This window comes from Nonomuraea maheshkhaliensis (genome assembly GCF_039529435.1).
GTDB lineage: Bacteria > Actinomycetota > Actinomycetes > Streptosporangiales > Streptosporangiaceae > Nonomuraea > Nonomuraea maheshkhaliensis.
Genome location: NZ_BAAAMU010000156.1, coordinates 1 through 23,519, shown reverse-complemented (window position 1 = coordinate 23,519; position 23,519 = coordinate 1). Strand labels below are relative to the sequence as shown.

Below are 23,519 nucleotides of genomic sequence, written 5' to 3'. Positions count from 1 at the left end.
GCCCTGGCGGTCGGGGCCCCGACCGCCAGGGCCGGCGACGCGACCGAGGCCCCGACCAGAGACGCGACCGGGGGCGCGACCGTCGTGGTGTTCACCCACGGCGGCCCGATCCGGGTGGGCGCCGCCGCCGCGCTGCGCCTGCCGGTGCCCGGCCATCTCAGCTTCGCCCCGCCGGTGAACACCTCGCTGACCGTCATCGGCTACGCGGGCGAGCGGCAGGACCACGCGGTGGTCGAGTACAACGCGCCGACCACCTGGGCCGCGCAGGCCGCGCGGGCCGACTGAATCGGAAGGACCAGCATGCTGACCGGATCGTTCACCTTCGTCGCCATGACCTACAACCTGTGGGGCGACTGGCACCTGGAGCAGCGCGAACCGGCGATCCGCGACCTGTTCACCACCCGGCCGCCCGACCTCCTCGCCACCCAGGAGCTCCGCCCGCGCTCACGCGCCGTGGTCGACGAGGCCATGCCGGGACACGCCCGGGTGCACGACGACTTCCCCGGCTGGGGCACGCAGAGCAACCTGTGGTGGCGGCGGGAGCTGTTCGACCTGGTGGAGTACGGGACGCGGGACGTCGGCATCCTCGCCGCCGACGCCAGGCTGTTCTGGGTCCGGCTGCGCCCCCGGGCCGAGGGAGCCAGGCCGCTGGTGTTCGCCACCGCGCACCTGACCTGGCCGGGCCACGAGCGGGAGCGGGAGGACCGCCGCAACCTGCGCACCGGGCAGGCGGAGCGGGTGGCCGCCGCCCTGGACGAGATCGCCGGCGATGGGGTCTGCCTGTTCACCGTGGACATCAACGACATCGGCCAGCCGCTGTGGGTGCTCGGCAACAGCGGCTTCCTCGACTCGTTCACCGCCCTGGGACGCACGTCGCCGATCACCCACCCGGTGTCGCCGCTGCCGTTCGTCACCGAGCGCGGAACGCGCCTGTCGCCGCTGGGGTCGCCGTCCAAGGCCATCGACTGGATCTTCGCCAAGGGCCCGATCGCCACCCGGGCCAGCGAGGTCGTCGACTTCTTCTCCGCAGGCACCGCCCCGTCGGACCACAAGCCCGTCGCCGCGACCTTCACCCTGCCGTCCGTGACGGCGTAGAACCAAGCAAGGAGACAGGCAATGATCGCACGTTCCCGGGCCAAGGGCGGCCTCGTCGCGATGGCCCTCGTGCTCGGCCTCGCGGCCTGCGGCGGCTCCGGCGGCGCCGGCGACGCCACCGGCGGCGAGCAGGTGCTGCGGTACGCGCCGCAGCTGTTCCCCGTGTCGCTCGACGTCCAGCAGTTCCCCGCGGAAGAGGCCGTTCAGACCACCGTCCAGCAGGGGCTGGAGACGCTCACGGTGATGAAGGACGGTCAGCCGGCGCCGAAGCTGGCCACGTCGTGGGAGAGCCCCGACGACAAGACGTGGGTGTTCCACCTGCGCGACGGGGTGACCTTCAGCGACGGGACCCCGTTCACCGGCGAGGACGTCAAGGCGTCCGTGGAGCGCCTGATCAGCCTCAAGGGGTCGCTGGCCCCGCTGCTCGCCTCCATCACCGGCGTCGAGGCCACCGACGACCGCACGGTGACGTTCCGCACCTCGGCGCCACTCGGCACCCTGCCCAGCACCCTGTCCCTGGTCTTCATCGGCCAGGGCGACAAGGTCGCGAACGACGCGTACTGGCAGAAGCCGATCGGCACTGGGCCGTTCAAGTTCGACGCGTTCAGCCCCGACGACAAGGTGGAGCTCAGCCGCAACGACACCTACTGGGGCGCCAAGGCCAAGGTGGCCAAGCTGGAGATCCTCAACATGCCGGAGGTATCGGCCCGGATCACCGCGCTGAACAACGACGAGGTGGACGTGCTCGCCTCGATCCCGCCGGACCAGGTGGCCGAGGTGTCCGACGTGGACGGCATCACGTACGGGACCGGACCGAGCTTCAACTACTACTTCATCTGGTTCAACCAGAACAACAAGCCGTTCGACGACGTCAAGGTCCGTCGGGCCATGCTGCACGCGATCGACATCAAGGGCGTCGTCGCCAGCCTGTTCGGCGACCTCGGCACGGTGGCCCAGTCGCCGATCACGCAGGCGGTCTTCGGATCGACCAAGCTGGAGCCGTACGCCTACGACCCGGAGCTGGCCAAGAAGCTGCTCGCCGAGGCCGGGCATCCCGACGGGATCAGCACCACGATCCAGTGGCCGCTGGCGGGCGGGCCGAACATCCGGGCCATGGCGCAGGCGTTCATCTCGTCCTGGGAGAAGGTCGGCATCAAGGTGCAGCCGCTGGAGAAGGAGCGGGCGACCTGGCTCAAGGACTTCGGCGCGCTCAACTGGGACATGAACCTGCAGACCAACACCACCGGCACCGGCGACGCCGACTTCACCCTGAACCGGCTCTACACCTGTGACGCCAAGCGGATGGGTTACTGCGACAAGGAGCTGGACTCGATCCTGGCCAAGGCGCGCGCTTCACTGGATCAGGACGAGCGCAAGACCCTGTACGCCCAAGCCAGCAAGATCATCTGGGATGAGGCCGTGGGCATCTTCCCGGTGGACCTGAAGAACAACTACGCCGTCCGCGACAACGTCAAGGGGCTGGAGATGCCGGTCAGCGGGCGTCCGGACTTCTCGCTGGTGTCCGTCGAATAGCACCTGAGCCCTCCGCCCGCCCTCGCCCTCTCCCTCGACACAGCACCCTCAGCACCGCGCAAGGAAACCCCCATGCCTCGAATCCGCCCCGCCGTCCTGGCCGGGCTCGCCGCCCTGACCGCCCTGGCCGCCCTGTCCGTACAGGCGATCGATGTTCCCGCCGCGCAGGCCGCCCTGCCCGAGCCCGCCCGCAGCGCCTGCCGTAACGCCGCCGAGGTGCCGGTCACGACCGGCGCCGCCTTCAACGACCCCGTCGCCGGCGCCCCGACCGCCGTCGTGGAACGGATCTGCTCGCTGATCAAGCAGGCCCCGGCCGGGTCGTCGATCGAGATCGCCGAGTTCGTCATCTCGGGCGACGCCGGCGCCGACTACGTGGCGGTGCTGCTCGACGCGTACCGGCGCGGCGTGCAGGTGCGCATGGTCATCGACGGCTACCAGATCGACAACCCCGCCGCCGAGCAGTTGATCGCCACCCTCGGCACCGACAGGTCGGCCGCCTCGTGGGTGCACGTCTGCGGCCACATGAGCCCGGAGGGCAACACCACCTCCTGCCAGGGCACCAAGGGCATGCACAACAAGTTCTCGCTCTTCTCGCGGACCGGCGGCCGGCGCGACGTGGTCGTCCAGGCTTCGAACAACCTCACCGACGTCAACTCCACCAGCTACTGGAATAACCTGGTCGTGCTGCCGGGCAACCGCAGGCTCTTCCAGGGGTACGGGAAGTACTTCGACGACCTCGCCGCCGAGGTGCAGAACCCCGACTACGACACCACCGTCAGCGCCGCCGGGCCTGGCGGCCGGATCACCGCCCAGTTCTACCCGGTCGCGGACCGCGACCCGATCGAGCAGCGGCTCGGCCAGGTCCGCTGCGCGCCAGGGAACGGCACCCGGGTCGAGATCGGCCAGTCCGAGTGGGACGACACCCGGCTCGCGATCGTCGACCGGCTCGCTGCGCTCGTGACAGCGGGCTGCCAGGTGCGCGTGGTGCACGGCCTGGCCGACGACGCCGTCAGCGCCGCACTGGACGCCGCCGGCGTGGGGCGGCGGGTGCTCGACGGCTCGACCTCCGCCGGACGCATCCACTCCAAGTACATCGTGGTCACCGACCGGGCGCCGGGGCGGAGCTGGGTGATGACCGGCAGCCACAACTTCAACGCCACCTCGCTGCGACGCAACGACGAGGCGATGGTCGAACTGTCCGAACACTCCGTCGTCCGGGCGTACGCCGCCAACTTCGCCCGGGTGTGGGAGGTCGGCGCGGTGCCCCAGGCCGGGTGACAGGAGGACGAGGAACGGCGCCGGGCACCCGCCCGGCGCCGTTTTGCTGTGCGACCACCCCTGGCTTGCCTACACCATAGCCAGCAAGCTAACTTGTGTTGATGTAAGCCAGGCGGCCCGCCTCCGAATGTCCCGAGGGAACGGCGCCTGAGACAAGTTCGGGAGGTCAGTCATGTCCCTCGGTTACGACGTGTTCATCGCCGAGCCCATAGCCCTCGACGTGCGCGAACGGGTGCCCAACGGCGATCGGCGGAGGTTCTCTCCCCTGTCGGTCACGCTGATCCACGGCGACCACGACGCCGTGCTCGTCGATCCGCCCCTGACCAGGGACCAGGCGGAAGACGTCGCGAAGTGGGTCGGGGCGAGCGGCAGGAACCTCACCCACATCTTCGCCACCCACGGCCACGGCGATCACTGGTTCACGGCGGACCTGCTCGCCGAGCGCTTCGGCGCCCAGGTGGTCGCCTCGGCCGGCACCATCGAGCAGATGCGGCACAACGTCGCCATCCGCCCGCGGTTCTGGGACGCGTTGCTGCCCGGCCAGATCCCCGACTCGCCCGTCACCGCGACCGTCCCGGACGGGAACCGCCTCGACCTCGAAGGCCACGAACTCCTCATCGTCGAGGTCGGCCACAGCGACACCGACGAGACGAGTGTCCTGCACGTGCCCGATCTCGACCTGGTCGTGGCGGGGGACGTCGTCTACAACGGCGTGCACCAGTTCCTCGTCGAGTCCAAGGACGGCGGCATCGACGCCTGGCGCAAGGCCATCGACGTCGTCGAGAGCCTGCGGCCCCGCTACGTCGTGGCCGGCCACAAGAACAAGGATCTCGACGACGACGCGACGCGGGCCATCGCCCAGACCCGCCTTTATCTCGACACGGTGGACGAACTGCTCGCCGAGCACGACACCGCCCGCGACTTCTTCGACGCCATGCTCGAACGGTTCCCCGCGCTGCTCAACCCCGGCGCCCTCTGGAACGGCGCGCTCGCACTCCGCCCGGTCTCGCACGGTTAAGGACTCGATCATGACCACTTCGTACGCGGCCGACCAGGCCGAGACGCGCTACCTCACCACCGCCACCGCCACCTACGGCTACCGCCGCCTCGGCCCCACCGGAGGCGTGCCGCTCGTCATGGTGCTGCGCTTCCGCGGCACCATCGACTACTGGGACCCGGCGCTGCTGGACGTCCTGGCCGCCGAGCGCGACGTGATCGTCTTCGACAACCGCGGCCTCGGCCACTCCACGGGCGAGCCGGCCGACTCCGTCGAAGGTCTGGCCGAAGGCGTCATCGACTTCCTCGACGGGCTCGGCCTGCGCGAGGCCGATCTGCTGGGCTGGTCCCTGGGCGGCTACGTCTCGCAGGGCGTCACCCTTCGCCGGCCCGGCCTCGTCCGGCGCCTGGTCATCGCGGGCAGCGGGCCGGGCGGCGCGATCCCCGGCATGCCGCGGATGAGCGAGCGGACGTGGCTGACCGCGACCAAGCCGGAGAACGTGGACGACGACTTCCTCTACCTCTTCTTCCCCGAGAACGAGGCGGGCCGGGCGGCGGGCCTGCGGTCGCTGCGCCGCCTCGACACCCGGCTGAGCGAGACCAAGGCGGGCGTCAGCCCGGCGGCGCTCGCCGCGCAGATGCGGGCCGCCGCCACCTTCGGCGGGTACTGGGACCGGATCGAGGAGCTGACCCTGCCGATCCTGGTGGCCAACGGCGCGCACGACGTCATGATCGACGCCTGGGGCAGCTGGGTGATGTCGCAGAAGCTGCCCAACTCCAAGCTGGTGATCTACGGCGACGCGGGTCACGGCTTCCTCTTCCAGCACCCCGAGGACTTCGGCCGGGAAGTCCTGGCCTTCCTGCGCTGACCGCCGCGGAAAGGGAGCGACATGCGCGCCTTATCGCGCAAAATCAGCAGTTTTCTGGCCTTCACCACCCTGCGGGCGACGTTCGCGGTCCTGGAGCGGGTGGCGCCGGGGCCCGGCTCGGCGCTGGCCGAGCGGCTGTGGTGCACCGTACCGCGCCGCACGGTCAGACCGGTGAACGTCCTGCCCGGCAGACGGATCACCGTCTCCGTCAACCGCCGGGCCGTGGCCGCCGAGATCTGGGCGACGGGCCGGCCGTCTACCTGATGCACGGGTGGGGCGGCGCGCGTGGCCGGTTCGAGACGTTCATCCCTCCGCTCATGAAGGCCGGCTACCGCGTCGTGGCGCTCGACGCGCCCAGCTGCCCCCGCTCCTGGTCGTGCACGACCGGGACGACCAGGTCGTGGACCTGACCGGCGCGGAGGCGATCACGAAGGCGTGGCCGCGAGCCGAGCTGCTGCGCACCGAGGGGCTTGGCCACCAGCGGATCCTCCGCGATCCGGAGGTCGTGCGGCAGGTCGTCCGCTTCCTCGCCGGCCCGCCGAGATAGTTGCGGCCGGGCGCAACTGAGAGGGTAACCTGCTCGGATGACGACCCCGGTGACCGGCCTGGACCGCGAAGAGGAGATCCTCTGGCGCTCCCTCATCGAAGTGCTCGTACGGCTCCCGCGCCTGCTCGACGAGCAGTTCACCCGGGAGGCCCAGGTGGGGATGACCGAGTACTCGGTCCTCGTCGCGCTGTCCGAGGCGCCGGACGGCGAGCTGCGCATGGGGGAGCTCGCCCAGGCGACCGCGCTGTCCCGCAGCCGGATCAGCCGAGTCGTCGACGACCTGGTCCGCCGCTCGCTGGTGACGCGGCGCAAGTCCGAGCAGGACGCGCGCAGTTCGCTCGCGGCCATCGCGCCGGCCGGCGCGGCCGTGCTGGCGGCGGCCTATCCGGGGCACCTGGCCCGGGTGCGTTCGCTGGTCTTCGACCATGTCACGAGGAGTGAGATGCGGACGATGACGGAGGCGCTCTCCCGGGTCCTGGTGGCACTCCGCGAGGCCGCGGGCGACGACTGACCGACCCGAGCCTGCTTCCGGCGGAGGGATGCTTGTCGACATATAGTTGCTTGCCCCCGCAACTAATCTGGCGCATACTGGCGATCGTGACACCGGCTTCTCCTTGAGAAGGCCGCGCACGAGCGACCTCCGCCCGACAATCCCGACTCCAGCCCTGCCCATACGCGGGCCGAAATCATTTCACTAAGCAACTACTTGGAGAGCATCATGACCTCCTCCCCCGCCTCCTCGGATAGGCGCGCCTTCCTGCGGCGGGCCTCTGTAGCGGCCGCCGTCCCCGCCGCGACCGGCCTCCTCGGCCTCGGCCTGCCCCGTACCGCGTCCGCGTCGTCCGCCTCGTCCGCCTCGTCCGCCGCGTCGTCCGCCTCGGCCGCGGCGGTCGAGCTGCCGGACTACGCGCCCGTGCCGGCCGGCGCCCTGGGCCCGGCCGTCAACGAGTCCGGATATTTCGTGGAACGCGTGCGCGGGAACCTGTACTGGGTCACCGACGGCTTCTACCAGGCCATGTTCCTGACCACCACGGAAGGTGTCGTGGTCGTGGACGCGCCGCCCACCATCGGCAAGAACCTGCTGCGCGCGATCGAGGAGGTCACCAAGGCCCGCCACCGGCCCAGCCGCGTGACGCACCTGGTCTACTCGCACTCGCACGCCGACCACATCGGCGCCGCCTCGATCTTCGGCAGCGGCGTCACCCGCGTCGCGCACTCGGAGACCAAGCGCCTGCTCAAGACCGCCAGGGACGCCGACCGCCCGCTCCCGTCCGTCACGTTCGACGACCGCCACGAGCTGCGGGTGGGCGGCGAGCGGCTGGTGCTCACCCACCACGGCCCGAACCACAGCCCCGACAACATCTTCATCCACGTGCCGTCCGCGGCGACGCTGATGGTGGTGGACGTGATCTTCCCCGGCTGGGTGCCGTTCAAGAACCTCGCCGAGTCGCAGGACATCCCGGCGTGGATCGCCGCCCATGACACCGTGCTGGCGAGCCCATGGAGCACGCTGGTCGGCGGGCACCTCGGCCGCCTCGGCACCCGCTCCGACGTGACCCTGCAACGCGACTACGTGCGGGACCTGTCCAGCAGCACCCGAGCGACCATCGGCAAGCTGGATCCCACGCCGTTCTTCGCCAAGTACGGCCCCACCGGCAACGCCTGGGCCGTCTTCAAGTCGTATCTCGACGCCGCCGCCGCGCAGGCCGCAGCCCCGGTCGTCGCGAAGTACAGCGGGCTGCTCGCCGGCGCGGACGTCTTCACCACCTCCAACGCGGCGGCCCTGGTCAACTCCGCCCGCATCGACCAGGGCGTCCTCGGCGCCTTCGGCATCCACCCGTAAGGGCAGACTAGCCTCTACGCAAGCCAGCTCGGTAGGATGAGGGGCATGGGGAGTGTGCTGGAGAATCGGGACGCGTGGTCGATGGAGAACTGCTCGATCGCGCGGGCGTTCGAGGTGATCGGTTCGCGTTCCGCGGTGCTGGTGCTGCGGGAGGCGTTCTTCGGCGCCCGGCGGTTCGACGACTTCGTCCGCCGGGTGGAGGTCGGCGAGCCCGCGGTGTCGGCGCGGCTGAAGGAGCTGACGGCGCTGGGGCTGCTGGAACGGGTGCCGTATCGCGAACCCGGCCAGCGGACCCGCTACGAGTACCAGCTGACCGGCAAGGGCCGGGCGCTGTTCCCCGTGATCGCGGCGCTGCGCGAATGGGGCGACGCGTGGGCGGCCGACGCCGCGGGGCCGCCACTGCGCTCGGTGCATCGGGGATGCGGGGCCGACGTGGGGGTCCGGCTGGTGTGCGCGGAGGGTCATGAGGTGACGCTGGAGGAGATGGAGGTCCGGGCGGGCCCGGGCCTGATCACCTCCTGACGGCTCGGACCGGACGCTCCAGGCGCCGGCGCCCCTTCTTGAGCGAGGGGGCGCTCGGCGAGGGCCCTGCCCGGCTGCCGTGCCTAGTGATCGGGCGCCAGCGCGCGGCGCATGCCGGCCAGGCCGTACTCGAAGGCCTGGTCGACATCGCCCCCGAGCTTGAAGGCGCCGAGGAGCTCCATCTCGATGAAGCCGGTGATCCACGCCGTCAGCAGGCGGGCGGCTTCGAGCGCGTGCCGTTCGCCCACGGTCTCCCTGGAGACGCGCAGCACCGGATCGGCCACGCGGGCGCGGATCTCGGGCGCCACGTCCGCGGTGAGCATCAGCCGGAACCCGGCCGGCCATTCCTGGGCGAACCGGCGGTAGCAGCGCCCCAGCGCGTCCATCGACCCGTCGGTGGCCTCCAACTGGGCGATCAGGTCCTCGATGGTGGCCTCGGCGACGGCGGTCAGCAGGGCCGCGTGGTTGGCGACGTGCTTGTAGAGGGACGGGGCGCGCACTCCGACCTTCGCGGCGACGTTCTGCATCGTCAGCTTCTGACCGCCGCCCTGCTCCAGCAGGTCGCGTCCGGCGGCGACGATCCGGTCGAGCGAGGTCTTCACTGGGGTCGGCACCGTTGATCCTCCCGAGGGGAAAGCTATTGACGTTAGCCATCATAGCTAATTATCGTAGCTATCAACAGCCCTGCCCACCTTCGGGAAGAAGACCATGAAACTCGCGCCCAACCTGCACCGCCTCGGCAACGATCTGGTGGCCTGCTACCTCGTCGACACCCCCGACGGCATCACGCTCATCGACGCCGGCCTGCCCGGCCACTGGCGGGACCTGCAGCACGAACTCCGCTCCCTGGGCAAATCGGTCGAGGACATCCGCGGGCTCGTGCTGACCCACGGCGACTCCGACCACATCGGCTTCGCCGAACGCCTGCGGCGCGATCACGGCGTGCCGGTGTTCGTGCACGCCGCCGACGCCGTCCGCACCCGTACGGGAGAGAAGCCCAAGACCCCTCTCGGTACCGTGCGCGTCGGCCCGATGCTCGGCTTCTTCGGCTACTCCGTCAGCAAGAACGGCCTGCGCACCCACTACGTCAAGGAGGTCGTCGAGATCGGCGACGGCGACGTCCTCGACCTGCCGGGCAACCCGGTGATCATCGGCATGCCGGGGCACTCGCCGGGAAGCGTGGCGGTGCACGTGCCGGTGGCCGACGCGGTCTTCGTCGGCGACGCGCTGACCACGCGGCACGTACTCACCGGGCGCGTGGGCCCGCAGCCTGCCCCCTTCACCGACGACCCGGCGGAAGCGCTCGCCTCCCTCGACCGGATCGCCGGGCTGAAGGCGTCCTGGGTGCTTCCCGGCCACGGCGCTCCCTGGCGCGTCTCACCCGCCGAGGTGGGCGAGACGATCAGGAAGGCTTGAACCGCCCACCGCGGAGGGCGTCACAGCCAGGTGCGGAGGGCGTCGATGTCGACCAGCGGCAGGCCCCAGCGCAGGGCGGACGCCTCCAGATCGGCCGCGCCGGCCATGACGCCGTCGCGGCGCATCACCTCGCAGCACACGCCCACCGGCGGCAGGCCCGCGGCCAGGCACAGGGCGACCGTCGCCTCCGTGTGCCCGCCGCGTTCACTCAGCAGACCCGGCCTGGCGGCGACCGGGACGACATGGCCGGGCCCGACGAAGTCGGACGGCCTGGCCTCGGGATGGGCGAGCCGCCGTACGGTCGCCGCACGCTCCGCGGCGCTGACCCCGGTGCCGGTGCCGGCGGCCAGATCCACCGGCGTACGGAAGGCCGTCCCGTGGTGGTCCCCCTCGCCGGGCGGCGCCAGGATCTCCAGCCGGTCCAGGACCTCGGGCGCGCACGGGACGCACGGGTAGCCGCACACCTCGGTCAGCAGGAACGTGAAGGCGGCCGGGCGCAGGTTCTCGCCGGCGAAGATGACGTCGCCCTCGACCTCGCGATCGGGGTCCCACACCATGACCGCGCCGCCGGCGGCGATCTGCTGAACCGCCTTCTCCACCCCGACCCGGCCGGACAGGTGCCCGGCCCAGCCGAGCGCCGCGACCGCGCGGGCGACGTTCGCGCCGGCGGAGGCGGGCCCGGCCTCGGCCAGGCGGCTCACCAGGTCTGATTCGAGGTTGACCCGGTCGCCCTCGGCCAGCCCGGCCAGGGTCGTCCCGGCCAGCGTGGCCGGGATCAGCGCCACCGAGAACCGGTCCTTGACGATCTCGGCCACCGTCAGGCTCACGCCCTCGACCGCGACCGACCCCTTGGCCGCGATCCTGCTCAGGAACCGGTCCGGCGGGCGGATCCACAGCCGCCGCCCGCTGCCGGGTTCGTCGTCCACGCGCACGACCTTGCCGACGCCGTCGACGTGACCCTGCACCAGATGCCCGTCCAGCGGGTCGCCGACGATCAGCGGCGTCTCCAGGTTCACCCGCCGGCCGGGCGCCGGGGGTTCGTCGAACGTGGTCCGGCGCCGGGTCTCGGCGCTGATCGAGGTACGGATGAGGTCGTGCTCCACGCTCTCCGCGGTCACGCAGACCCCGGCGACGTTGAGCGAGCCGCCGGGGACCAGCCGCCCCGCGGACTTGGTCGCCCGGATGCCGAGGCTGCTCGCGTCGGCGTACTCGATCACGCCGATCTCGTGGATTCGTCCGGTGAACATGCCCATTCCCTTCGTGCCGGCGTCGGCCGCGTCCGTCGCGGCCGGTGGCGTCAGGGACCGTCATGGGGTCCGAGAGGGGGCGGGGTGTCACCGCGTGGCTCCGGAATCGCACCGGATCGTTCCTCCCTTGGGGAGAAACCGGGGGCTGTCACCGCCGCACCTGGAATTGCACCGCTTTCCACGATAACCGGCGCGATCTCCGATGGGAACAGCGGTCCGGCCGCTCCCAGGTGTTCTACTCCTTGATCACGTCGTCGCGTGGGCCGGCGTAGACGGGGTTCCTGGTGAGGCGCTTGTCGGTGACGAGCAGCCGGACCTGCCCCGGCCGGCGGACGGACTCCTCCGCCTCCCAGACGATCCAGTGGTCGCCGACGGGCTTGGTCCGCGTTCCGAGGATGCCGTAGCCGCCGGGATTGCCCGGTGGGATGGCCATGATCGCGTACGTGACCTTCAGCCCGCGTCTCTTGAGCTCGGGCAGGACCTCCCCGACGGTCTTCTCGTCCACCCGGAAGCCGGCCAGCGAGCGCCCCTTCGTGGTGGCCGGCCGGTACTCGGCGTCGGTCCCCGCCTTGACGGAGTGCGCGCCGTCGGGCACGAGGACGCAGGGGGCGACCGGGCCGCGCATGAGGATGGTGCTGGTGGCGTGGTCGCCGATCGTCCAGACGAACGTCTCACCGCGCCGGAAGAGCTTGGTGTCGATCCGCATCTGCCAGACCTTTTGCTCGCCGGGAATGTTCTCCGGCACGGAGTACAGGCCGCTGGGGATGTCGCGGACAGGGGTCCCCCGCGGCTCCCTGCACCACTGGCCCGGGGGCGCGTAGTCGACGACGGCCGGGACGTCGAGCTCCTTCAGCCGCTTCGTCAGGCCCACCCTGTCGCGGAAGTCCCGGAGTCGCACGAGCACGACGCCGTCGGGTTGCTTGGTGATCGCGTACGAGGGGGTGCCGCTCTCCTTCGACAGGCTCGGCCCCACCACGATGCCCGCGGCGAGCAGCCCGGCCACCGCCAGCCCGATGGCCAGCCGCCGGGCGGAACGGCGCGGGTGCACCGTGGATCGGACGGGCGGGTCGGCGGTGATCGCGGCCAGCAGCTCCCGCGCCCCCGCATCCTCGGCGCTTCCTCCGAGCCTGCCCGGCTCCACCCTGGCCAGCGCACGGGTGATCACGTCGATGTCGTCGATGTTCCTCATCACAGATGTCCCTTCGCGGGGGCCAACCGGCTTTCCGCTGTGAAGTGCACGTCCGCCTCGGCCAGCGCACGGGCGAAGCGCCTGCGGGCGCGGTGCAGTCTGATGCGTACGGCGTTGCGCGACATGCCGAGCACGGTGGCGATCTGCTGCCGGTCCAACCCTTCCCAGGCGACCAGGGACAGCAGCTCCCGATCGGTGTCCGGCAGGGCGCGGAAGATCTGCGCGATCGCCGTCAGCTCGACGCCGCTGTCGGGGGCGGCCTGGTACAGATCGGCCATCTCCGCGTCGAGCTCCACGCTGAGGGCCTAGCGGCGTACCTCGACCCGGTAGTGGTTGGCCAGCACCTTGCGCGCCACGCCGTACAGCCACAGGATGGCCCGCTCGCCCTCCGGCACCTCGCCCAGCCGCCGCCAGGCGATGGCGAAGGTCTCCGCCACGACGTCGGCCGCGTCCTGCGGCGAGTGGCAGCGGCGGGCGGCGTACGCCATGATCAGGCCGTACGTCGCCCGGTAGACGGCCTCGAACCGGGCCGGCTCGCTACCCACGGGCCGGTCCCGCGTCCGGTTGCCCCGGCATCTCCATGGCGGTCTCCTTCATGGCTTCGGCTTATCGACATCTGTGCCTATGTAAGGAGTCGGACCATCATTTCGCGCCGAAGCCGGACTTTTCGCGACTGCTTCCGCCGTGGCACCGGGCCGAAGAAAACCCTCAACCAGGTGCCGGCAGCCACTTCACCATGATCAGGCAGGGCGTGCCCGGCCAGAGGTCCCCTGTCTCCTCCAGCGGGAGGAAGCCGACAGAACGGTAGAACGCCCTCGTGTGTGCGTAGCCACGATCCGGATGTGCGGCTCCCAGCGTCTTCACCTGGAGTATGCGGCAGCCGTCCGCAGTGACGTTCGCGGCGAGCAGACCAACGAGCGTGCGGCCGACGCCCCGCCGATGCCACGGGGCCACCGCCATCAGGTGGATCTCGGCCGCCTCGGTGAGGTGTCTCCGATACAGCAGGACGCCGACGGGCTCAGTACCGCAGCGCGCCACGAATCCGGGAAGGAGGCGCGCGGACTCGACGTATGCGGCGTTGGCCTCGGGGATGCCGAACCATGACGGCAACTGAGCGATCAGCCCTTCAGTGACGTCCGCCAGCTCGGTCGAGTCGCTCACCTCGGTTGTCCGGTAAGTCAGGCCATCGTCCACGCCCGGATCGTGTCACCGCCGATCGCCGTGTCGCACCTCGTTTTCCCCCGCATCCTGAAGCGCTGGACGGGCGGTCAGGTTTCCGTGATGGAGAAGGTGTTGCCGTCGGGGTCGCGGAAGGAGAACATCGGGGGCACGCCGGGCCAGGTGATGATGTCGTCGGTCTCGACGCCGGCATCGGTCAGGGCGGTGTGCGCGGCGGTCGCGTCGTCGGTGGTGAAGCGGATCATGATCGGGCCGCGGGTGACGTCCGTGGTGGTGTGGTCCAGGGTGACGATGACGTCGTCGGTGCCGGGGGCGAGTTCGATCCACCGCCCGGTCGGGATCGGGGCGTCGCGCAGCACGGTGAAGCCGAGGGTGCCGGTGTAGAAGCGCAGCGCCCGGTCCTGGTCGGTGACGGGCACGCTGACGGTTCTGATGCCGGTGATGAGCGTCGCCGGCGCGCTCATCGCGCGATCCGCTCGTCGAGGATGACGGTGACGGTGTCGCCGGAGTGCTTGCCGATGCGGGCGCGGGTGCCGGCGGTGAACGCGAGCTTGTGCGTGCCGTCGCCCAGCGCCATGAACGAGCCCTGGAACGGCTCGCCGTCGACGCGTCCCCGGACCTTCACCAGGCCGCGGGTGCCGAAGAACTCGGCCGAGCCGGGCATCACGACATAGGTCCAGCCACCCTTGGAAGGGCTTTTGCGCAGTGTGGCGGTGAACGTCGTGTCCAGTTCGGTACTCGCTGGTGCGGTCATGAGTGGTCGCCTCCGTACATGAGTGAGCCGGGTGTGGTGAGTTCGGTGCCGGTCTCCAGCCAGGTCTTGAGCCCGGACATGATCATCGGCCAGCCGCCGTAGAGGTGCTCGTCGGCGTCGGCGGTGAGCTGGTCGTGCCTGACGACGAGCCGGCAGCTGTCACCGACCTGCGAGATCTCCCAGGTCACCCGGCTGGTGCCCTGGGCGGCGATGTCGTCGTCCCAGATCGCGTGGTAGCTCTGCACGAGCCGCCACGGCGGGTCGACCTCGAGGTTCTCGCCCTCGATCAACCCGCCGGCGCCCTCGTGCGTGACCCGGTAGGCGGACCCGGCGGTCCAGTCGGAGTCCACTCGTGCGCCGAACTGGAACCGTGCCCGCGTCTCGGGATCCGTGATCGCCTGCCACAGCCGCTGCGGCGTGGTGCGGATGAAGATCTCGAACACCTTCTCCACGCGTGCCTCCAGATCTCGTTTGAGGTCGACGAGGCCGGCGGCCCAGGTCGAGGTGTACTTGCTGACCCATCGGTCATGGACGAGGCGGATCGGCACGGCGTTCAGGAAGTGCAGTTTCTCCCTGCCGCGCCGGTCCGACACCACCAGGCCGGCCTCCTCGAGCAGGCGGAGGTGCTTGGCCACGGCGACCCTCGTCATCGCGAACCGGCCGGCCAGCGCGTTGAGCGACTGCCCGTCCCGCTCGAACAGCTCGTCGAGCAGTTCGCGGCGGGTCGGGTCGGCCAGCGCTTTGAAGACCAGTTCCACGCGCACCACTATAGGAAACCATTTGGTTTCATGTCTAGCCCTACGAGCCCTGAAGAAGCTCGGAGGCGATCTCGACCGGGTCGCCGTGGGGTTCGGCCGGGTAGTCGGCAGGCTGGTCGGCCCACTGCTGGCCGTGGGCGTTCCAGTCGATGGGGCCCTGGTCGAAGAAGGTCTGCCAGCGGGTCCGGTAATAGTCGCCCATCAGGCCCGACCAGTTGCGGTTGGCGTACTCGGCGAGGATGGCGGCGTCCGGGCCGCCCCACACCGTGACGAGCCGCTTGGCCGCGCGTTCCAACTGACGGCTCTCGGTCTCGTCGGCGCCCCAGCGGCGGGCGTCGCGCAGCCAGCGGCCGAGGAGGTGCTCAGGGCGGGTGGCGAGCAGCCGGTCCTGGAGGTCGATCAGGGCCAGGAAGCGCCGCTGGGCGTCGGCCGAGGCGAGGTCGGGCACGAGGGCGCGGCCGCGGTCGTCGAGGACCTGGCGGGTGACGTCCACCAGGTCGTGCCGGTACGTGTCGCGGTCGCGCAGCCGCGGCGCCGCCGCCAGCAACAGCCGCCAGGCGGCCTCCACCTGGGCCGGGTCGTAGTGGAGCCGGTGCGGGCCGACGGCGGAGGCCTGGTCGGCGGTGTGGGAGGGGGTGGCGGCGAAGACGCTGTCGGTGGCGGCGTAGACCTTGAAGTCGCTCAGCTTCTCGTCGAAATCGCCGAACTCCTCCTCCATGGGCATGATCCCGCCCCAGGTCGCGTACGCCGACGCACGCAGCAGCCGCCAGGCGGCCAGCGCGTCCGGGTCGGCAGCGCCGTAGCGGGCGTGGACCCAGTCCGCCAGCCAGGCGTCCAGGTCCACGGGCTCGCTGGTCCAGGTGAGGTCGGCGAACAGGTCCCAGACCACCGGGTTGGTCTGGACGCCCTCGGCCATGTTGGTCAGGGCGACGAGCTCTCCCGAGGCCAGCGGACCGGCCAGCTCCCCGGGGGCGGCGGCGATGTCGGGCAGGGAGCCGTACAGGCCCTGACGGCCGCCGTAGTTGGGCAGGATGCCGAAGCCCCACGGCGCGCCCCAGAACCCGCCCTGGCCGCGCCAGGTGTCACCGGTCAGGTCGAGCACGAGCATGCGGTCCCGGTCGCAGGTCTCGAACAGCTCCTCGCGGGGGTTGCCCGCCCACGCCTGCACCACCCACAGATAGTCGGGGTCGGCCGCGCGCATCGCCCGTTCGACGCCCGAGGCGGCGCCGGCGAGCGTGGCGTCGCCGATCCGGCCGCCCTCGTGCAGCAGGTCGACCGCCCAGGTGCCGCTCTGGCCGAAGCGTTCGCGCTGGCGGCGGTAGAAGGCCGCGGCGACCCGCGCGTAGTGGGGGGTGGAGGTGTCGAGCCAGTCGGGGCGCGCCGGTCCTGCCACGTCCATGAACCACAGGCCCTGCGGGACGACGGTGGCGCCGGGGTTGCGGTCGGCGAACCCGCCGGGGACGGTGCCGGAGAAGCCGGGCAGGATGGGCCTGATGCCGAGTTCGCGCATGCGCGCCAGCACCCGCAGGGCCAGCTCGGCGCGGCGTTCGATCAGCCCGCGGGTGGTGCCGCCGCCGAAGCTGTGGATGTTGTTCAGCCACTGCCACGGCTGGTGCGACGGCGGCACGATCCAGGCCAGCAGCTCGTCCTCGGTGTAGCCGAACTCGCCGAACGCCTCCAGCCACACCGCCTCCTGCCCGAGCGTGAGATGGGCGGCGTTGACGCCGGAGGCGGCGAGCAGGTCGAGCTCGCGCTGCCACTGGTCCCAGTCGTAGAACGGCGTCGTGTACCCGGCGACGGTGAGGTTGTAGGCGACCCGGTAGCGGTACGGCGACGTCGCGGTGAGCGTCCGGGCGGGTGGCGGTGCGGTGGCCGGGAGATTGTCTCCCCAGCGGCCGACCTGGCCGCGGGCCACGTGCCGCAGGTAGTGTGCGAACGCGCTGGTCACGGCGACCGGGCCGGTGCCGGCGAGCACCGTCCTGCCGCCCTCCGCGCCGACCTCGAAGCGATCGTCCGTTCCATGGAGCGCGCGGACGTCGAAGGCGTCGGCGAGCGGGCCGGCGAGTCTGCGCAGTGACTCCTGGGCCGCGGGGATCCAATCGGGCGTGCTCATCGCTGACTCCAGAGGTTTAGTGTCTCAATGGGACACTTTATAGCGCACCCGTAAATTTCCCGCTGCGCCTACTGTCCCAATGAGACACTTTTGCTCTACCGTAGGCCCATGACCAGCGGCGAGACGTCCACGGGACTACGAGAGCGCAAGAAGGCCGGCACCCGCCGCGCCCTCATCGAGGCCGCGCTGACCCTGTTCGAACGGCAAGGCTTCGACGGCACGACGGTCCAGCAGATCGCCGACGAGGTGCAGGTGGCGCGGCGTACCTTCAACCGCTATTTCACCTCGAAGGAGGACGTCGTCCTCGCCCACGAGGACCAGGTCATGGAGGACCTGCTCGCCGCGATCGACGGCCGCCCGCGCGGCGAGTCGCCGGTCACCGCCCTGCGCGCGGTGTTCCAGGCCCTCCTCGCCGATCCCCACTGGCGCCGGCACGAGCTGCCCAGGATGCAGCGCGTCCAGCTCCTGCTGGCCGACAATCCCGCGCTCATGGGCGAGAACATGCGGCGCTTCGCCGTACGCGAAGAACTGCTCGCCCACCACCTGGCCGAACGATCGAGCGCGGGTCACTGTTTCCATGCCCGGCTGCTGGCCTCGACGGCCTTCGCCGCCCTGCGCATCGCGTTCCAGGAGTGGGCCGGGTCCCCCGACGCCGACCCCGACTCCTGCGCGCGCCTCGTCGACGAAGCCCTGCAGCGACTGGACCTCGGGCTGGACCTTCCCCCTCTCATGGAGTAGGCATGACCATCACCTCCGGCCGAGACGGCCGGGGCGCCGGTGCCCGCACCGGCCGCCTCGGCGCGCTCTTGGGCGCGATGTTCCTGTTCAACGTCGCCGGCTACGCGGCCGTCGGCGCCGCACTGCAAGTCCTGCTGCCCACCCAGGTCGAGGCGGCCGACCCGGTGGGCAAACTCTCGGCGTTCGGGCTGGTGACCGGCGTCAGCGCCATCGCGTCGGTGTGCGTGCCACCGATCGTGGGCGCCCTGTCCGACCGTACGCGCGGCCGGTGGGGCCGCCGCTCCCCCTGGATCCTGTACGGCGGCGTCGCCACCCTCGCCTCCCTCGTCCTGCTCGGCTGGATGTCCACCGTGGCCGGCCTGCTGATCGGCTGGTTCCTCGTGCAGGGCACGGTCAACATCGGGCTGAACATCCTCATCGCCGTGGTGGCCGACCAGGTGCCGAAGGAGCGGCGCGGGCTGGCCTCCACCGTCGGCGGCCTCGGCGTGCCGGTGGGCTCGCTGGCGGGCACGGCGGTCGGCACCCTGCTCATCCACTCGGCGCTGCTCGCGTACACGCTGCTCGGGGTGGTGTTCCTGGCGACGTCGGCGCTGCTCGCGCTGTTCAGCCGCGAGCGGCTCACCGGCGCGGAGTCTCATGAACGCGTGCCGCTGCGCGCGCAGTTCGGGTCGGCGCTGGCCAGTCTGCGCTCGCGGGACTACGCGTGGGCGTTCAGCTCGCGGGCGGTGATGTTCCTCGGCTACTTCGCCGTCTCGTCCTTCAACCTCTACATCCTCAGCGACTACATCCACCTGCCCGCCGGGCTGGCTCCGGAGAACGCGCTGACGCTGCAGGTGACGGTCCAGACGGTGAGCCTCGTCCTCGGGACGATCGTGGCGGGCCCGCTGGCGGACCGGCTGAACCGGCACAAGTTGTTCGTGCTCATCTCCTCGCTGATGGTCACCGTGTCGGTGGCGCTGCCGCTGGTCTCACCGACCTGGACCGTGCAGCTGGCCGGCGCCGTCATCGGCGGGGTGGGCTTCGGCGCCTATCTCTCCGTGGACCAGGCGCTGGTCACGCTGGTCCTGCCGGCGGCCGAGGACAGCGGGCGCGACCTGGGCGTCTTCCACATCGCGCTCAACGCGCCCCAGGTGGTGGCCCCGTTCGGCGGCTCGCTGGTCGTCGCCCACCTCGGCGGTTATCCGGCCCTGTTCGTGACCGGCGGCCTGCTCTCGCTCGTCGGAGCACTCATGATCATGCGAGTACGAAGCGTCCGGTGACGCGGATGCGGGCGTCTCCTGCGCGGAGACGCCCGCCTGCGCGTGTCAGGGGTGCAGCGTGAGCGGCAGGCTGCTCCACCCGTGCGCGATGAACGACGGCACGTGCCCCACCTCGCCGGCGTCCACAGCCAGCCGCAGGTCAGGGAAGCGGGCGAACAGGGCAGGAAGGGCGGTCAGCGCCTCCTGGCGGGCGAGCGGAGCCCCGATGCAGCGGTGCACGCCGATGCCGAAGGCCAGGTGCTCGGCGGTGTCCCTGGTCGGGTCGAACCGGTCGGCGTCCTCGCCGTGCTGGTCGGGGTCGTGCCCGGCCGCCATGTAGCTGGTGATGATCGCGTCGCCCGCCTCGATCGTGACGCCGCCGATCTCGATCGGCTCGATGGCGAAGCGCAGCGGCAGGTTGGCGATCGACGGCGCCCAGCGCAGCGTCTCCTCGATCACCGCGTCCCAGGTGATCTCCCCCGCCAGCACCCGCCGGAGGTGGTCGGGATGGGTGAGCAGGGCGTGCACGGCGTTGCCGATGAGGTTGACCGTGGTCTCGTGCCCGGCCGCGATCAGCAGCAGCAGGGTGTCGCACAGCTCGGTCTCGCTGAGCGAGTCGCCGCTGTCACGGACGTTGATCAGCTCGGTGGTCAGGTCGTCGCCCTGGTGCTCGCGCTTGTAGGCGACCAGCGCGGGCAGCACCGTGGCGATCTTGGCGGCGGTGGCCTGCGCCTGCTCAGGGGTGGCGGTGGTGTCCATGATGGCCTCCATGACCTGGGCCATCTCCTCCCGCATGTGCGCGGGAACGCCGAACAGCTCGCAGATCACCCGCATCGGCAGCGGGTGGGCGTAGAAGGAGCGCAGGTCGACGGGCTCACCGGGCGGCTGCGCGGCCATCGTGTCCAGCAGCTCGGCGACGATCTGCTCGACGATCGGCTGCATGGCCTTGCTGCGGCGCGCGGTGAAGCTGGGGGCGATCAGCTTGCGCAGCCGGCGGTGTTCGTCGCCGTACGCGCTCAGCATGTTGGACACGCCGATCCAGGTGAGGATCCAGGACCAGCCCGGCGTGACGAGCGCCTGGTCCAGCTTGCCCCAGTGCCGCTTGTCCTTGCTCACCCGTGGGTCGAGGATGAGCTGCTTGAGCAGGTCGTGCCGGGTGACCGCCCAGGCGGGGATGCCTCCGGCGAGCTCTACGAGGACCAGGGGGCCGAGGTCGCGTAGTCGCCGGACCTCCCCTGGGAGGTCGGTGCCGAAGGGGTCGAGGAGGACGGGGGCTGAACTGCCCAAGGGGATTCTCCTGGCTGGTCAGGTCGAATGGGGGTGAAACGCACCGGCAGATGTGCCAGCGCGCGGTGGAACGGGCCCGGCCGCCACGAGAGCTCCTCGCGCGGCACGGTCAGTTCCAGGTCACACAGGTAAGAGATCAGGCGTTCGATCGCGGTCATCGCGATGATCATGGCCGGGTCGCTGGCCGGGCAGCGGTGCGCCCCCGCGCCGAAGCCCAGGTACGCGCCGCCGTCGGAACGCAGCTCCTCGGGCACGTTGGTGGGCTCGGTGTTGGCCGCGGCGTAGGAGACGAGGACCAGCTCGGCCGGCTGGATCCAGGTGCCGTGGAAGTGCACGGGCTGGCGGACGAAATAGGGCCCGTAGTTCGACATGGCGGGCTCGGCGCGCAGGGCCTCCATCAGGGCGTCGTACGTGCCGAGCGCGCCGTTGGTCAGCGAGCTGTAGTAGCGGTCGTCGCTGACCATCCGGGAGATCGTGTTGGAGATCAGGTTGGCCGTGGGCTCGTACGCTGCGGCCATCACCAGCACGAGCGTCTCGGCCAGCTCGTTGGGCTGGAGCGCGGCCGGATGGTCGATGAACCAGGAGGTCAGGTCGTCGCCCCGCTGGGCGTGCTTGGACTGGACCAGCTCGCCGATGTAGCGGCTGAACGCGTCGCTGCCCTGCTTGCCCCGCTCGCCGTCGGCCTCCATCAGGTCCGCCATGGCCTTGATCAGGCCGGCGCTGTCGGAGTCGGGCCGGCCGAACAGCGAGTTGAAGATGCGGGCCGGGATCGGCTGGGAGAACTCCGAGACCAGGTCCGCCTCGCCTCTCGCGGCGAACTGGCTGATCAGCGAGTCCGACACCTCGATCACCATCTGGCGCAGCTTGTGCGGCTGGACCAGGTCGAAGCAGTCGGAGATCACCTTGCGGAACCGGGCGTGCTCGGCCCCGTCGGACATCAGCGCGTTCGGCCGGTAGCCGAGCATGGCGACGGGTCCCGCGGCCTCGGGGGTGTCGGGGACCCGTGCCTGCCAGGCGCTGCCGTTCTTGATCCAGACGCCGCCGACGTTGGTGAGCACGTCGAGCGCGGCCTGGTAGCCGATCACCAGGTGGGCCTCGATGCCGGGGGCGATCTCCACGGGCGCGACCGCGCCGTGCCGCATGCGCAGCTCCGCGTAGACGGTCTGCGGGTCCCTGGCGTACTCCGGCCCGTACAGGCGGCCCGCGTCGGGCATGTAGCGCATGGTCATGACAGCACCAGCTCTCTGATGTGCTCCACCAGCGCGATCAGCGAGGCGCGGGCGGAGACGGGGTCGCGGGCGTCGCACACCACCAGCGGCGTGCTCGGCTGGAGGTCCAGCGCCTGGCGCAGGGCGTCCGGCGGGTAGTCGGGCGAGTCCGGGAAGTGGTTGACCGCCACCGCGTAACGCAGGCCGGCGCTCTCCACCAGGTCCAGGACGGCGAAGCTCTCGTCGATCCTGCGGGTGTCGGCCAACACCAGGACCCCCAGCGCACCGCGGACCAGCTCGTTCCACAGCACCTGGAACCGGGTCTGCCCCGGCGCGCCGAAGAGGTACAGCACCACGCCGGGCATGGTGAGGCGGCCGAAGTCGATCGCGGTGGTCGTGGTCGTCTTCTCGTTCACGCCGGTGAGGTCGTCCACCAACGTGCCCGCCTGGGTGAGCACCTCCTCGGTGTTGAGGGGCTTGATCTCCGAGAGAGCGTCCACCAGGGTCGTCTTGCCCACGCCGAACGGCCCGGCGATGACCAGCTTGACCGGTATGTGTTCGGTACTGATACGGCTTTCAGAGAGCGCGGAGGCCACTGAGCACCAACTCCAAGATCTCAATGTCGGGCAGGTCGGTGGCGGGCGGATCGCGGGTCAGCAGCGTTCCGCTTCCGACCAGCCCGGCGACCAGCAACCGCACCACGCAGTACGGCAGGCCCAGGTGCGCGGCGCACTCGTACACCGACAGGGGCCCTTCCCCCAGCAGGGTCAGCAGATGGGACCCCGGCGGGTCGAGCCCGTTGGTGGCGGCGTCGGGCGCGATGTAGACCAGCGTCGTACGCTCGACGTGGATGTGCTCGGGAACGGTCAGTCGCGCGGCGGCCATGTAGTCCGGGACGACCCGCCGCCGTTGTCGTCCGGAGGTCATGCCCGGACGCCTGGCGTCCTGGCCGCGCTGGCCTCGTCGAGAGCCTTGATCAGTTTCTGCACCTGGAGCTGCACCTCGTACGCCAGTGTGCCGATGTTGACGCCGCCGGTGGCGGCGACCACGATGGCGGCGCGGTCGCCGGCCGGGGCGACGTAGTAGTAGCCGTTGCCGGCGGAGATGACGATGTCCACCACCTCGTCGTCGGCCCCGTTGCTGAGGCCCGCGCACAGGGCGCGCGCGGCCCCGAGCACGGAGCTGGTCATGGCGGCGGCCCGCTCGCCGCTCTCGGTGGTCACGTTGGCCGAGCCGCCGAGGATCAGCCCGTCCCGGCTCAGCACCACGCCGCTGGCGACGCCGGGCAGCGCGAGCAGGGGTGAAAGGACCCAGGACACATCGAGGGGCAACGGGCGACCCTTGGCCTGGACCCGGCCGGAAGCGCTGTGAGCGTCCATGGAACGGTCATTTCCCTTCGGTTACGTCGTGCTGCTCGGTGGGGAGCGCCTCGCGGCGGCCCGCTTCGGCTCCGGCCTGGAAGTCACCCCATCGTTTCTGGGCCTCTTCCGGGGTGGTGAGCAACCTGCCGCCCGTACCGCCGGACCCGCTGCCCCCGCCGACCGGCGCCGGACTGGTGTCACGCGGCTGCTGGCGGCGGCGCTGCGGCAGCGGCGCCAAGTCCTCGGTGGTCCACTGCTGGGGCGCCGTGACGGGCTGGGGCCGCACGGAGGAGGCGGCCGGCTCGGGCCGGGCGCCCGAGGCGACCGGCTCGGGCCGGACGGCGGGGG

At 70.9% G+C, this 23,519-nt stretch carries 30 protein-coding genes; 14 read left to right on the top strand and 16 right to left on the bottom strand.

Annotated elements, in window-relative coordinates; translation table 11 throughout:
• The 11 genes from ABFX54_RS50145 to ABFX54_RS50095 all read left to right on the top strand — a co-directional run.
• The coding region (locus tag ABFX54_RS50145) for a histidine phosphatase family protein (RefSeq protein ID WP_346114286.1) at positions 1 to 285 on the top strand (285 nt) is incomplete at its 5' end.
• 15 nt (positions 286 to 300) lie between these two features.
• Entirely contained in the window at positions 301 to 1,095 is a 795-nt protein-coding gene (locus tag ABFX54_RS50140) for an endonuclease/exonuclease/phosphatase family protein (RefSeq protein ID WP_346114285.1), read from the top strand.
• Between the two features lie 21 nt (positions 1,096 to 1,116).
• Entirely contained in the window at positions 1,117 to 2,628 is a 1,512-nt protein-coding gene (locus tag ABFX54_RS50135) for an ABC transporter substrate-binding protein (RefSeq protein ID WP_346114284.1), read from the top strand.
• A 72-nt stretch (positions 2,629 to 2,700) separates the two neighbouring features.
• The gene (locus ABFX54_RS50130; protein ID WP_346114282.1) at positions 2,701 to 3,906 is read left to right on the top strand and encodes a phospholipase D-like domain-containing protein; all 1,206 of its coding nucleotides are present in this window, start codon (positions 2,701 to 2,703) and stop codon (positions 3,904 to 3,906) included.
• A 172-nt stretch (positions 3,907 to 4,078) separates the two neighbouring features.
• Positions 4,079 to 4,924 carry an MBL fold metallo-hydrolase gene (locus ABFX54_RS50125; protein ID WP_346114281.1) on the top strand — a complete coding sequence of 282 codons (846 nt, stop codon included), beginning with the start codon at positions 4,079 to 4,081 and terminating at the stop codon, positions 4,922 to 4,924.
• Positions 4,925 to 4,934: 10 nt separating this feature from the next.
• Entirely contained in the window at positions 4,935 to 5,771 is an 837-nt protein-coding gene (locus tag ABFX54_RS50120; RefSeq protein WP_346114280.1) for an alpha/beta fold hydrolase, read from the top strand.
• A 21-nt stretch (positions 5,772 to 5,792) separates the two neighbouring features.
• Positions 5,793 to 6,035 (top strand): hypothetical protein, encoded by a 243-nt coding sequence (locus tag ABFX54_RS50115; RefSeq protein WP_346114278.1) that lies wholly within the window; start codon positions 5,793 to 5,795, stop codon positions 6,033 to 6,035.
• A 7-nt stretch (positions 6,036 to 6,042) separates the two neighbouring features.
• A complete protein-coding gene (locus tag ABFX54_RS50110; RefSeq protein WP_346114277.1) occupies positions 6,043 to 6,318 on the top strand; it encodes an alpha/beta hydrolase in 276 nt (91 codons plus the stop codon).
• A gap of 37 nt (positions 6,319 to 6,355) precedes the next feature.
• On the top strand, positions 6,356 to 6,829 hold the full coding sequence (locus tag ABFX54_RS50105) for a MarR family winged helix-turn-helix transcriptional regulator (RefSeq protein WP_346114276.1): 474 nt from the start codon (positions 6,356 to 6,358) through the stop codon (positions 6,827 to 6,829).
• A 207-nt stretch (positions 6,830 to 7,036) separates the two neighbouring features.
• Entirely contained in the window at positions 7,037 to 8,161 is a 1,125-nt protein-coding gene (locus tag ABFX54_RS50100) for an MBL fold metallo-hydrolase (RefSeq protein ID WP_346114275.1), read from the top strand.
• Between the two features lie 45 nt (positions 8,162 to 8,206).
• Entirely contained in the window at positions 8,207 to 8,683 is a 477-nt protein-coding gene (locus ABFX54_RS50095) for a winged helix-turn-helix transcriptional regulator (RefSeq protein WP_346114274.1), read from the top strand.
• Positions 8,684 to 8,766: 83 nt separating this feature from the next.
• Here ABFX54_RS50095 and ABFX54_RS50090 read toward each other — a convergent pair whose 3' ends face one another.
• Entirely contained in the window at positions 8,767 to 9,297 is a 531-nt protein-coding gene (locus tag ABFX54_RS50090) for a TetR/AcrR family transcriptional regulator (protein ID WP_346114273.1), read from the bottom strand.
• 94 nt (positions 9,298 to 9,391) lie between these two features.
• On the opposite strand from ABFX54_RS50090, the gene ABFX54_RS50085 reads away from it, so the two are divergent.
• Positions 9,392 to 10,099, top strand: coding sequence for an MBL fold metallo-hydrolase (locus tag ABFX54_RS50085; protein WP_346114272.1), 708 nt, complete (start codon positions 9,392 to 9,394; stop codon positions 10,097 to 10,099).
• Between the two features lie 20 nt (positions 10,100 to 10,119).
• On the opposite strand, the gene ABFX54_RS50080 is transcribed toward ABFX54_RS50085, so the two are convergent.
• The 9 genes from ABFX54_RS50080 to ABFX54_RS50040 form a co-directional block, all read right to left on the bottom strand.
• Positions 10,120 to 11,346: a riboflavin synthase gene (locus ABFX54_RS50080; protein ID WP_346114271.1), complete on the bottom strand. Its 1,227-nt coding sequence runs from the start codon at positions 11,344 to 11,346 to the stop codon at positions 10,120 to 10,122.
• A 235-nt stretch (positions 11,347 to 11,581) separates the two neighbouring features.
• Complete coding sequence (locus ABFX54_RS50075) at positions 11,582 to 12,535, bottom strand: hypothetical protein (RefSeq protein WP_346114270.1); 954 nt, start codon at positions 12,533 to 12,535, stop codon at positions 11,582 to 11,584.
• The gene (locus ABFX54_RS50070) at positions 12,535 to 12,831 is read right to left on the bottom strand and encodes a sigma factor-like helix-turn-helix DNA-binding protein (RefSeq protein ID WP_346114269.1); all 297 of its coding nucleotides are present in this window, start codon (positions 12,829 to 12,831) and stop codon (positions 12,535 to 12,537) included. The genes ABFX54_RS50075 and ABFX54_RS50070 overlap by 1 nt, the downstream gene beginning before the upstream one ends.
• A 9-nt stretch (positions 12,832 to 12,840) precedes the next feature.
• Positions 12,841 to 13,080 (bottom strand): RNA polymerase sigma factor, encoded by a 240-nt coding sequence (locus ABFX54_RS50065; protein ID WP_346114268.1) that lies wholly within the window; start codon positions 13,078 to 13,080, stop codon positions 12,841 to 12,843.
• Positions 13,081 to 13,243: 163 nt separating this feature from the next.
• Positions 13,244 to 13,729 carry a GNAT family N-acetyltransferase gene (locus tag ABFX54_RS50060; protein WP_346114267.1) on the bottom strand — a complete coding sequence of 162 codons (486 nt, stop codon included), beginning with the start codon at positions 13,727 to 13,729 and terminating at the stop codon, positions 13,244 to 13,246.
• A 74-nt stretch (positions 13,730 to 13,803) separates the two neighbouring features.
• Complete coding sequence (locus ABFX54_RS50055) at positions 13,804 to 14,178, bottom strand: VOC family protein (protein WP_346114266.1); 375 nt, start codon at positions 14,176 to 14,178, stop codon at positions 13,804 to 13,806.
• On the bottom strand, positions 14,175 to 14,468 hold the full coding sequence (locus ABFX54_RS50050) for a DUF1905 domain-containing protein (RefSeq protein ID WP_346114265.1): 294 nt from the start codon (positions 14,466 to 14,468) through the stop codon (positions 14,175 to 14,177). Before ABFX54_RS50050 ends, ABFX54_RS50055 begins: the two co-directional genes overlap by 4 nt.
• A complete protein-coding gene (locus tag ABFX54_RS50045; protein ID WP_346114264.1) occupies positions 14,465 to 15,226 on the bottom strand; it encodes an ArsR/SmtB family transcription factor in 762 nt (253 codons plus the stop codon). The genes ABFX54_RS50050 and ABFX54_RS50045 overlap by 4 nt, the downstream gene beginning before the upstream one ends.
• A gap of 40 nt (positions 15,227 to 15,266) precedes the next feature.
• Positions 15,267 to 17,339, bottom strand: coding sequence for an alpha-N-acetylglucosaminidase (locus ABFX54_RS50040; RefSeq protein WP_346114263.1), 2,073 nt, complete (start codon positions 17,337 to 17,339; stop codon positions 15,267 to 15,269).
• A gap of 108 nt (positions 17,340 to 17,447) precedes the next feature.
• On the opposite strand from ABFX54_RS50040, the gene ABFX54_RS50035 reads away from it, so the two are divergent.
• Both ABFX54_RS50035 and ABFX54_RS50030 read left to right on the top strand, forming a co-directional pair.
• Positions 17,448 to 18,077: a TetR family transcriptional regulator gene (locus ABFX54_RS50035; RefSeq protein WP_346114262.1), complete on the top strand. Its 630-nt coding sequence runs from the start codon at positions 17,448 to 17,450 to the stop codon at positions 18,075 to 18,077.
• Positions 18,078 to 18,079: 2 nt separating this feature from the next.
• Positions 18,080 to 19,336: an MFS transporter gene (locus tag ABFX54_RS50030; RefSeq protein WP_346114261.1), complete on the top strand. Its 1,257-nt coding sequence runs from the start codon at positions 18,080 to 18,082 to the stop codon at positions 19,334 to 19,336.
• A 45-nt stretch (positions 19,337 to 19,381) separates the two neighbouring features.
• Here ABFX54_RS50030 and ABFX54_RS50025 read toward each other — a convergent pair whose 3' ends face one another.
• From ABFX54_RS50025 to ABFX54_RS50000, 6 genes are all read right to left on the bottom strand, one after another.
• On the bottom strand, positions 19,382 to 20,602 hold the full coding sequence (locus ABFX54_RS50025; protein WP_346114260.1) for a cytochrome P450 family protein: 1,221 nt from the start codon (positions 20,600 to 20,602) through the stop codon (positions 19,382 to 19,384).
• Positions 20,506 to 21,831 carry a cytochrome P450 family protein gene (locus ABFX54_RS50020; RefSeq protein ID WP_346114259.1) on the bottom strand — a complete coding sequence of 442 codons (1,326 nt, stop codon included), beginning with the start codon at positions 21,829 to 21,831 and terminating at the stop codon, positions 20,506 to 20,508. Before ABFX54_RS50020 ends, ABFX54_RS50025 begins: the two co-directional genes overlap by 97 nt.
• On the bottom strand, positions 21,828 to 22,406 hold the full coding sequence (locus tag ABFX54_RS50015; RefSeq protein ID WP_346114258.1) for a GTP-binding protein: 579 nt from the start codon (positions 22,404 to 22,406) through the stop codon (positions 21,828 to 21,830). The genes ABFX54_RS50020 and ABFX54_RS50015 overlap by 4 nt, the downstream gene beginning before the upstream one ends.
• Positions 22,387 to 22,737: a DUF742 domain-containing protein gene (locus tag ABFX54_RS50010; RefSeq protein WP_346114257.1), complete on the bottom strand. Its 351-nt coding sequence runs from the start codon at positions 22,735 to 22,737 to the stop codon at positions 22,387 to 22,389. Before ABFX54_RS50010 ends, ABFX54_RS50015 begins: the two co-directional genes overlap by 20 nt.
• Positions 22,734 to 23,189 (bottom strand): roadblock/LC7 domain-containing protein, encoded by a 456-nt coding sequence (locus tag ABFX54_RS50005; protein ID WP_345575691.1) that lies wholly within the window; start codon positions 23,187 to 23,189, stop codon positions 22,734 to 22,736. The genes ABFX54_RS50010 and ABFX54_RS50005 overlap by 4 nt, the downstream gene beginning before the upstream one ends.
• A 7-nt stretch (positions 23,190 to 23,196) precedes the next feature.
• Positions 23,197 to 23,519, bottom strand: a 323-nt coding sequence (locus tag ABFX54_RS50000; RefSeq protein WP_346114256.1) for a hypothetical protein, incomplete at its 5' end; no start/stop codon positions are given.

Excerpts from the sequence above, each read along its gene's own strand:
- ABFX54_RS50140 (WP_346114285.1), top strand. The coding sequence starts at position 301 with ATGCTGACCGGATCGTTCACCTTCGTCGCCATGACCTACAACCTGTGG.
- ABFX54_RS50100 (WP_346114275.1), top strand. The coding sequence starts at position 7,037 with ATGACCTCCTCCCCCGCCTCCTCGGATAGGCGCGCCTTCCTGCGGCGG.
- ABFX54_RS50135 (WP_346114284.1), top strand. The coding sequence starts at position 1,117 with ATGATCGCACGTTCCCGGGCCAAGGGCGGCCTCGTCGCGATGGCCCTC.
- ABFX54_RS50005 (WP_345575691.1), bottom strand. The coding sequence starts at position 23,189 with ATGGACGCTCACAGCGCTTCCGGCCGGGTCCAGGCCAAGGGTCGCCCG.
- ABFX54_RS50075 (WP_346114270.1), bottom strand. The coding sequence starts at position 12,535 with ATGAGGAACATCGACGACATCGACGTGATCACCCGTGCGCTGGCCAGG.
- ABFX54_RS50095 (WP_346114274.1), top strand. The coding sequence starts at position 8,207 with ATGGGGAGTGTGCTGGAGAATCGGGACGCGTGGTCGATGGAGAACTGC.
- ABFX54_RS50105 (WP_346114276.1), top strand. The coding sequence starts at position 6,356 with ATGACGACCCCGGTGACCGGCCTGGACCGCGAAGAGGAGATCCTCTGG.
- ABFX54_RS50010 (WP_346114257.1), bottom strand. The coding sequence starts at position 22,737 with ATGACCTCCGGACGACAACGGCGGCGGGTCGTCCCGGACTACATGGCC.
- ABFX54_RS50130 (WP_346114282.1), top strand. The coding sequence starts at position 2,701 with ATGCCTCGAATCCGCCCCGCCGTCCTGGCCGGGCTCGCCGCCCTGACC.
- ABFX54_RS50020 (WP_346114259.1), bottom strand. The coding sequence starts at position 21,831 with ATGACCATGCGCTACATGCCCGACGCGGGCCGCCTGTACGGGCCGGAG.
- ABFX54_RS50055 (WP_346114266.1), bottom strand. The coding sequence starts at position 14,178 with ATGAGCGCGCCGGCGACGCTCATCACCGGCATCAGAACCGTCAGCGTG.
- ABFX54_RS50120 (WP_346114280.1), top strand. The coding sequence starts at position 4,935 with ATGACCACTTCGTACGCGGCCGACCAGGCCGAGACGCGCTACCTCACC.
- ABFX54_RS50115 (WP_346114278.1), top strand. The coding sequence starts at position 5,793 with ATGCGCGCCTTATCGCGCAAAATCAGCAGTTTTCTGGCCTTCACCACC.
- ABFX54_RS50050 (WP_346114265.1), bottom strand. The coding sequence starts at position 14,468 with ATGACCGCACCAGCGAGTACCGAACTGGACACGACGTTCACCGCCACA.
- ABFX54_RS50040 (WP_346114263.1), bottom strand. The coding sequence starts at position 17,339 with ATGAGCACGCCCGATTGGATCCCCGCGGCCCAGGAGTCACTGCGCAGA.
- ABFX54_RS50080 (WP_346114271.1), bottom strand. The coding sequence starts at position 11,346 with ATGTTCACCGGACGAATCCACGAGATCGGCGTGATCGAGTACGCCGAC.
- ABFX54_RS50030 (WP_346114261.1), top strand. The coding sequence starts at position 18,080 with ATGACCATCACCTCCGGCCGAGACGGCCGGGGCGCCGGTGCCCGCACC.
- ABFX54_RS50085 (WP_346114272.1), top strand. The coding sequence starts at position 9,392 with ATGAAACTCGCGCCCAACCTGCACCGCCTCGGCAACGATCTGGTGGCC.
- ABFX54_RS50125 (WP_346114281.1), top strand. The coding sequence starts at position 4,079 with ATGTCCCTCGGTTACGACGTGTTCATCGCCGAGCCCATAGCCCTCGAC.
- ABFX54_RS50035 (WP_346114262.1), top strand. The coding sequence starts at position 17,448 with ATGACCAGCGGCGAGACGTCCACGGGACTACGAGAGCGCAAGAAGGCC.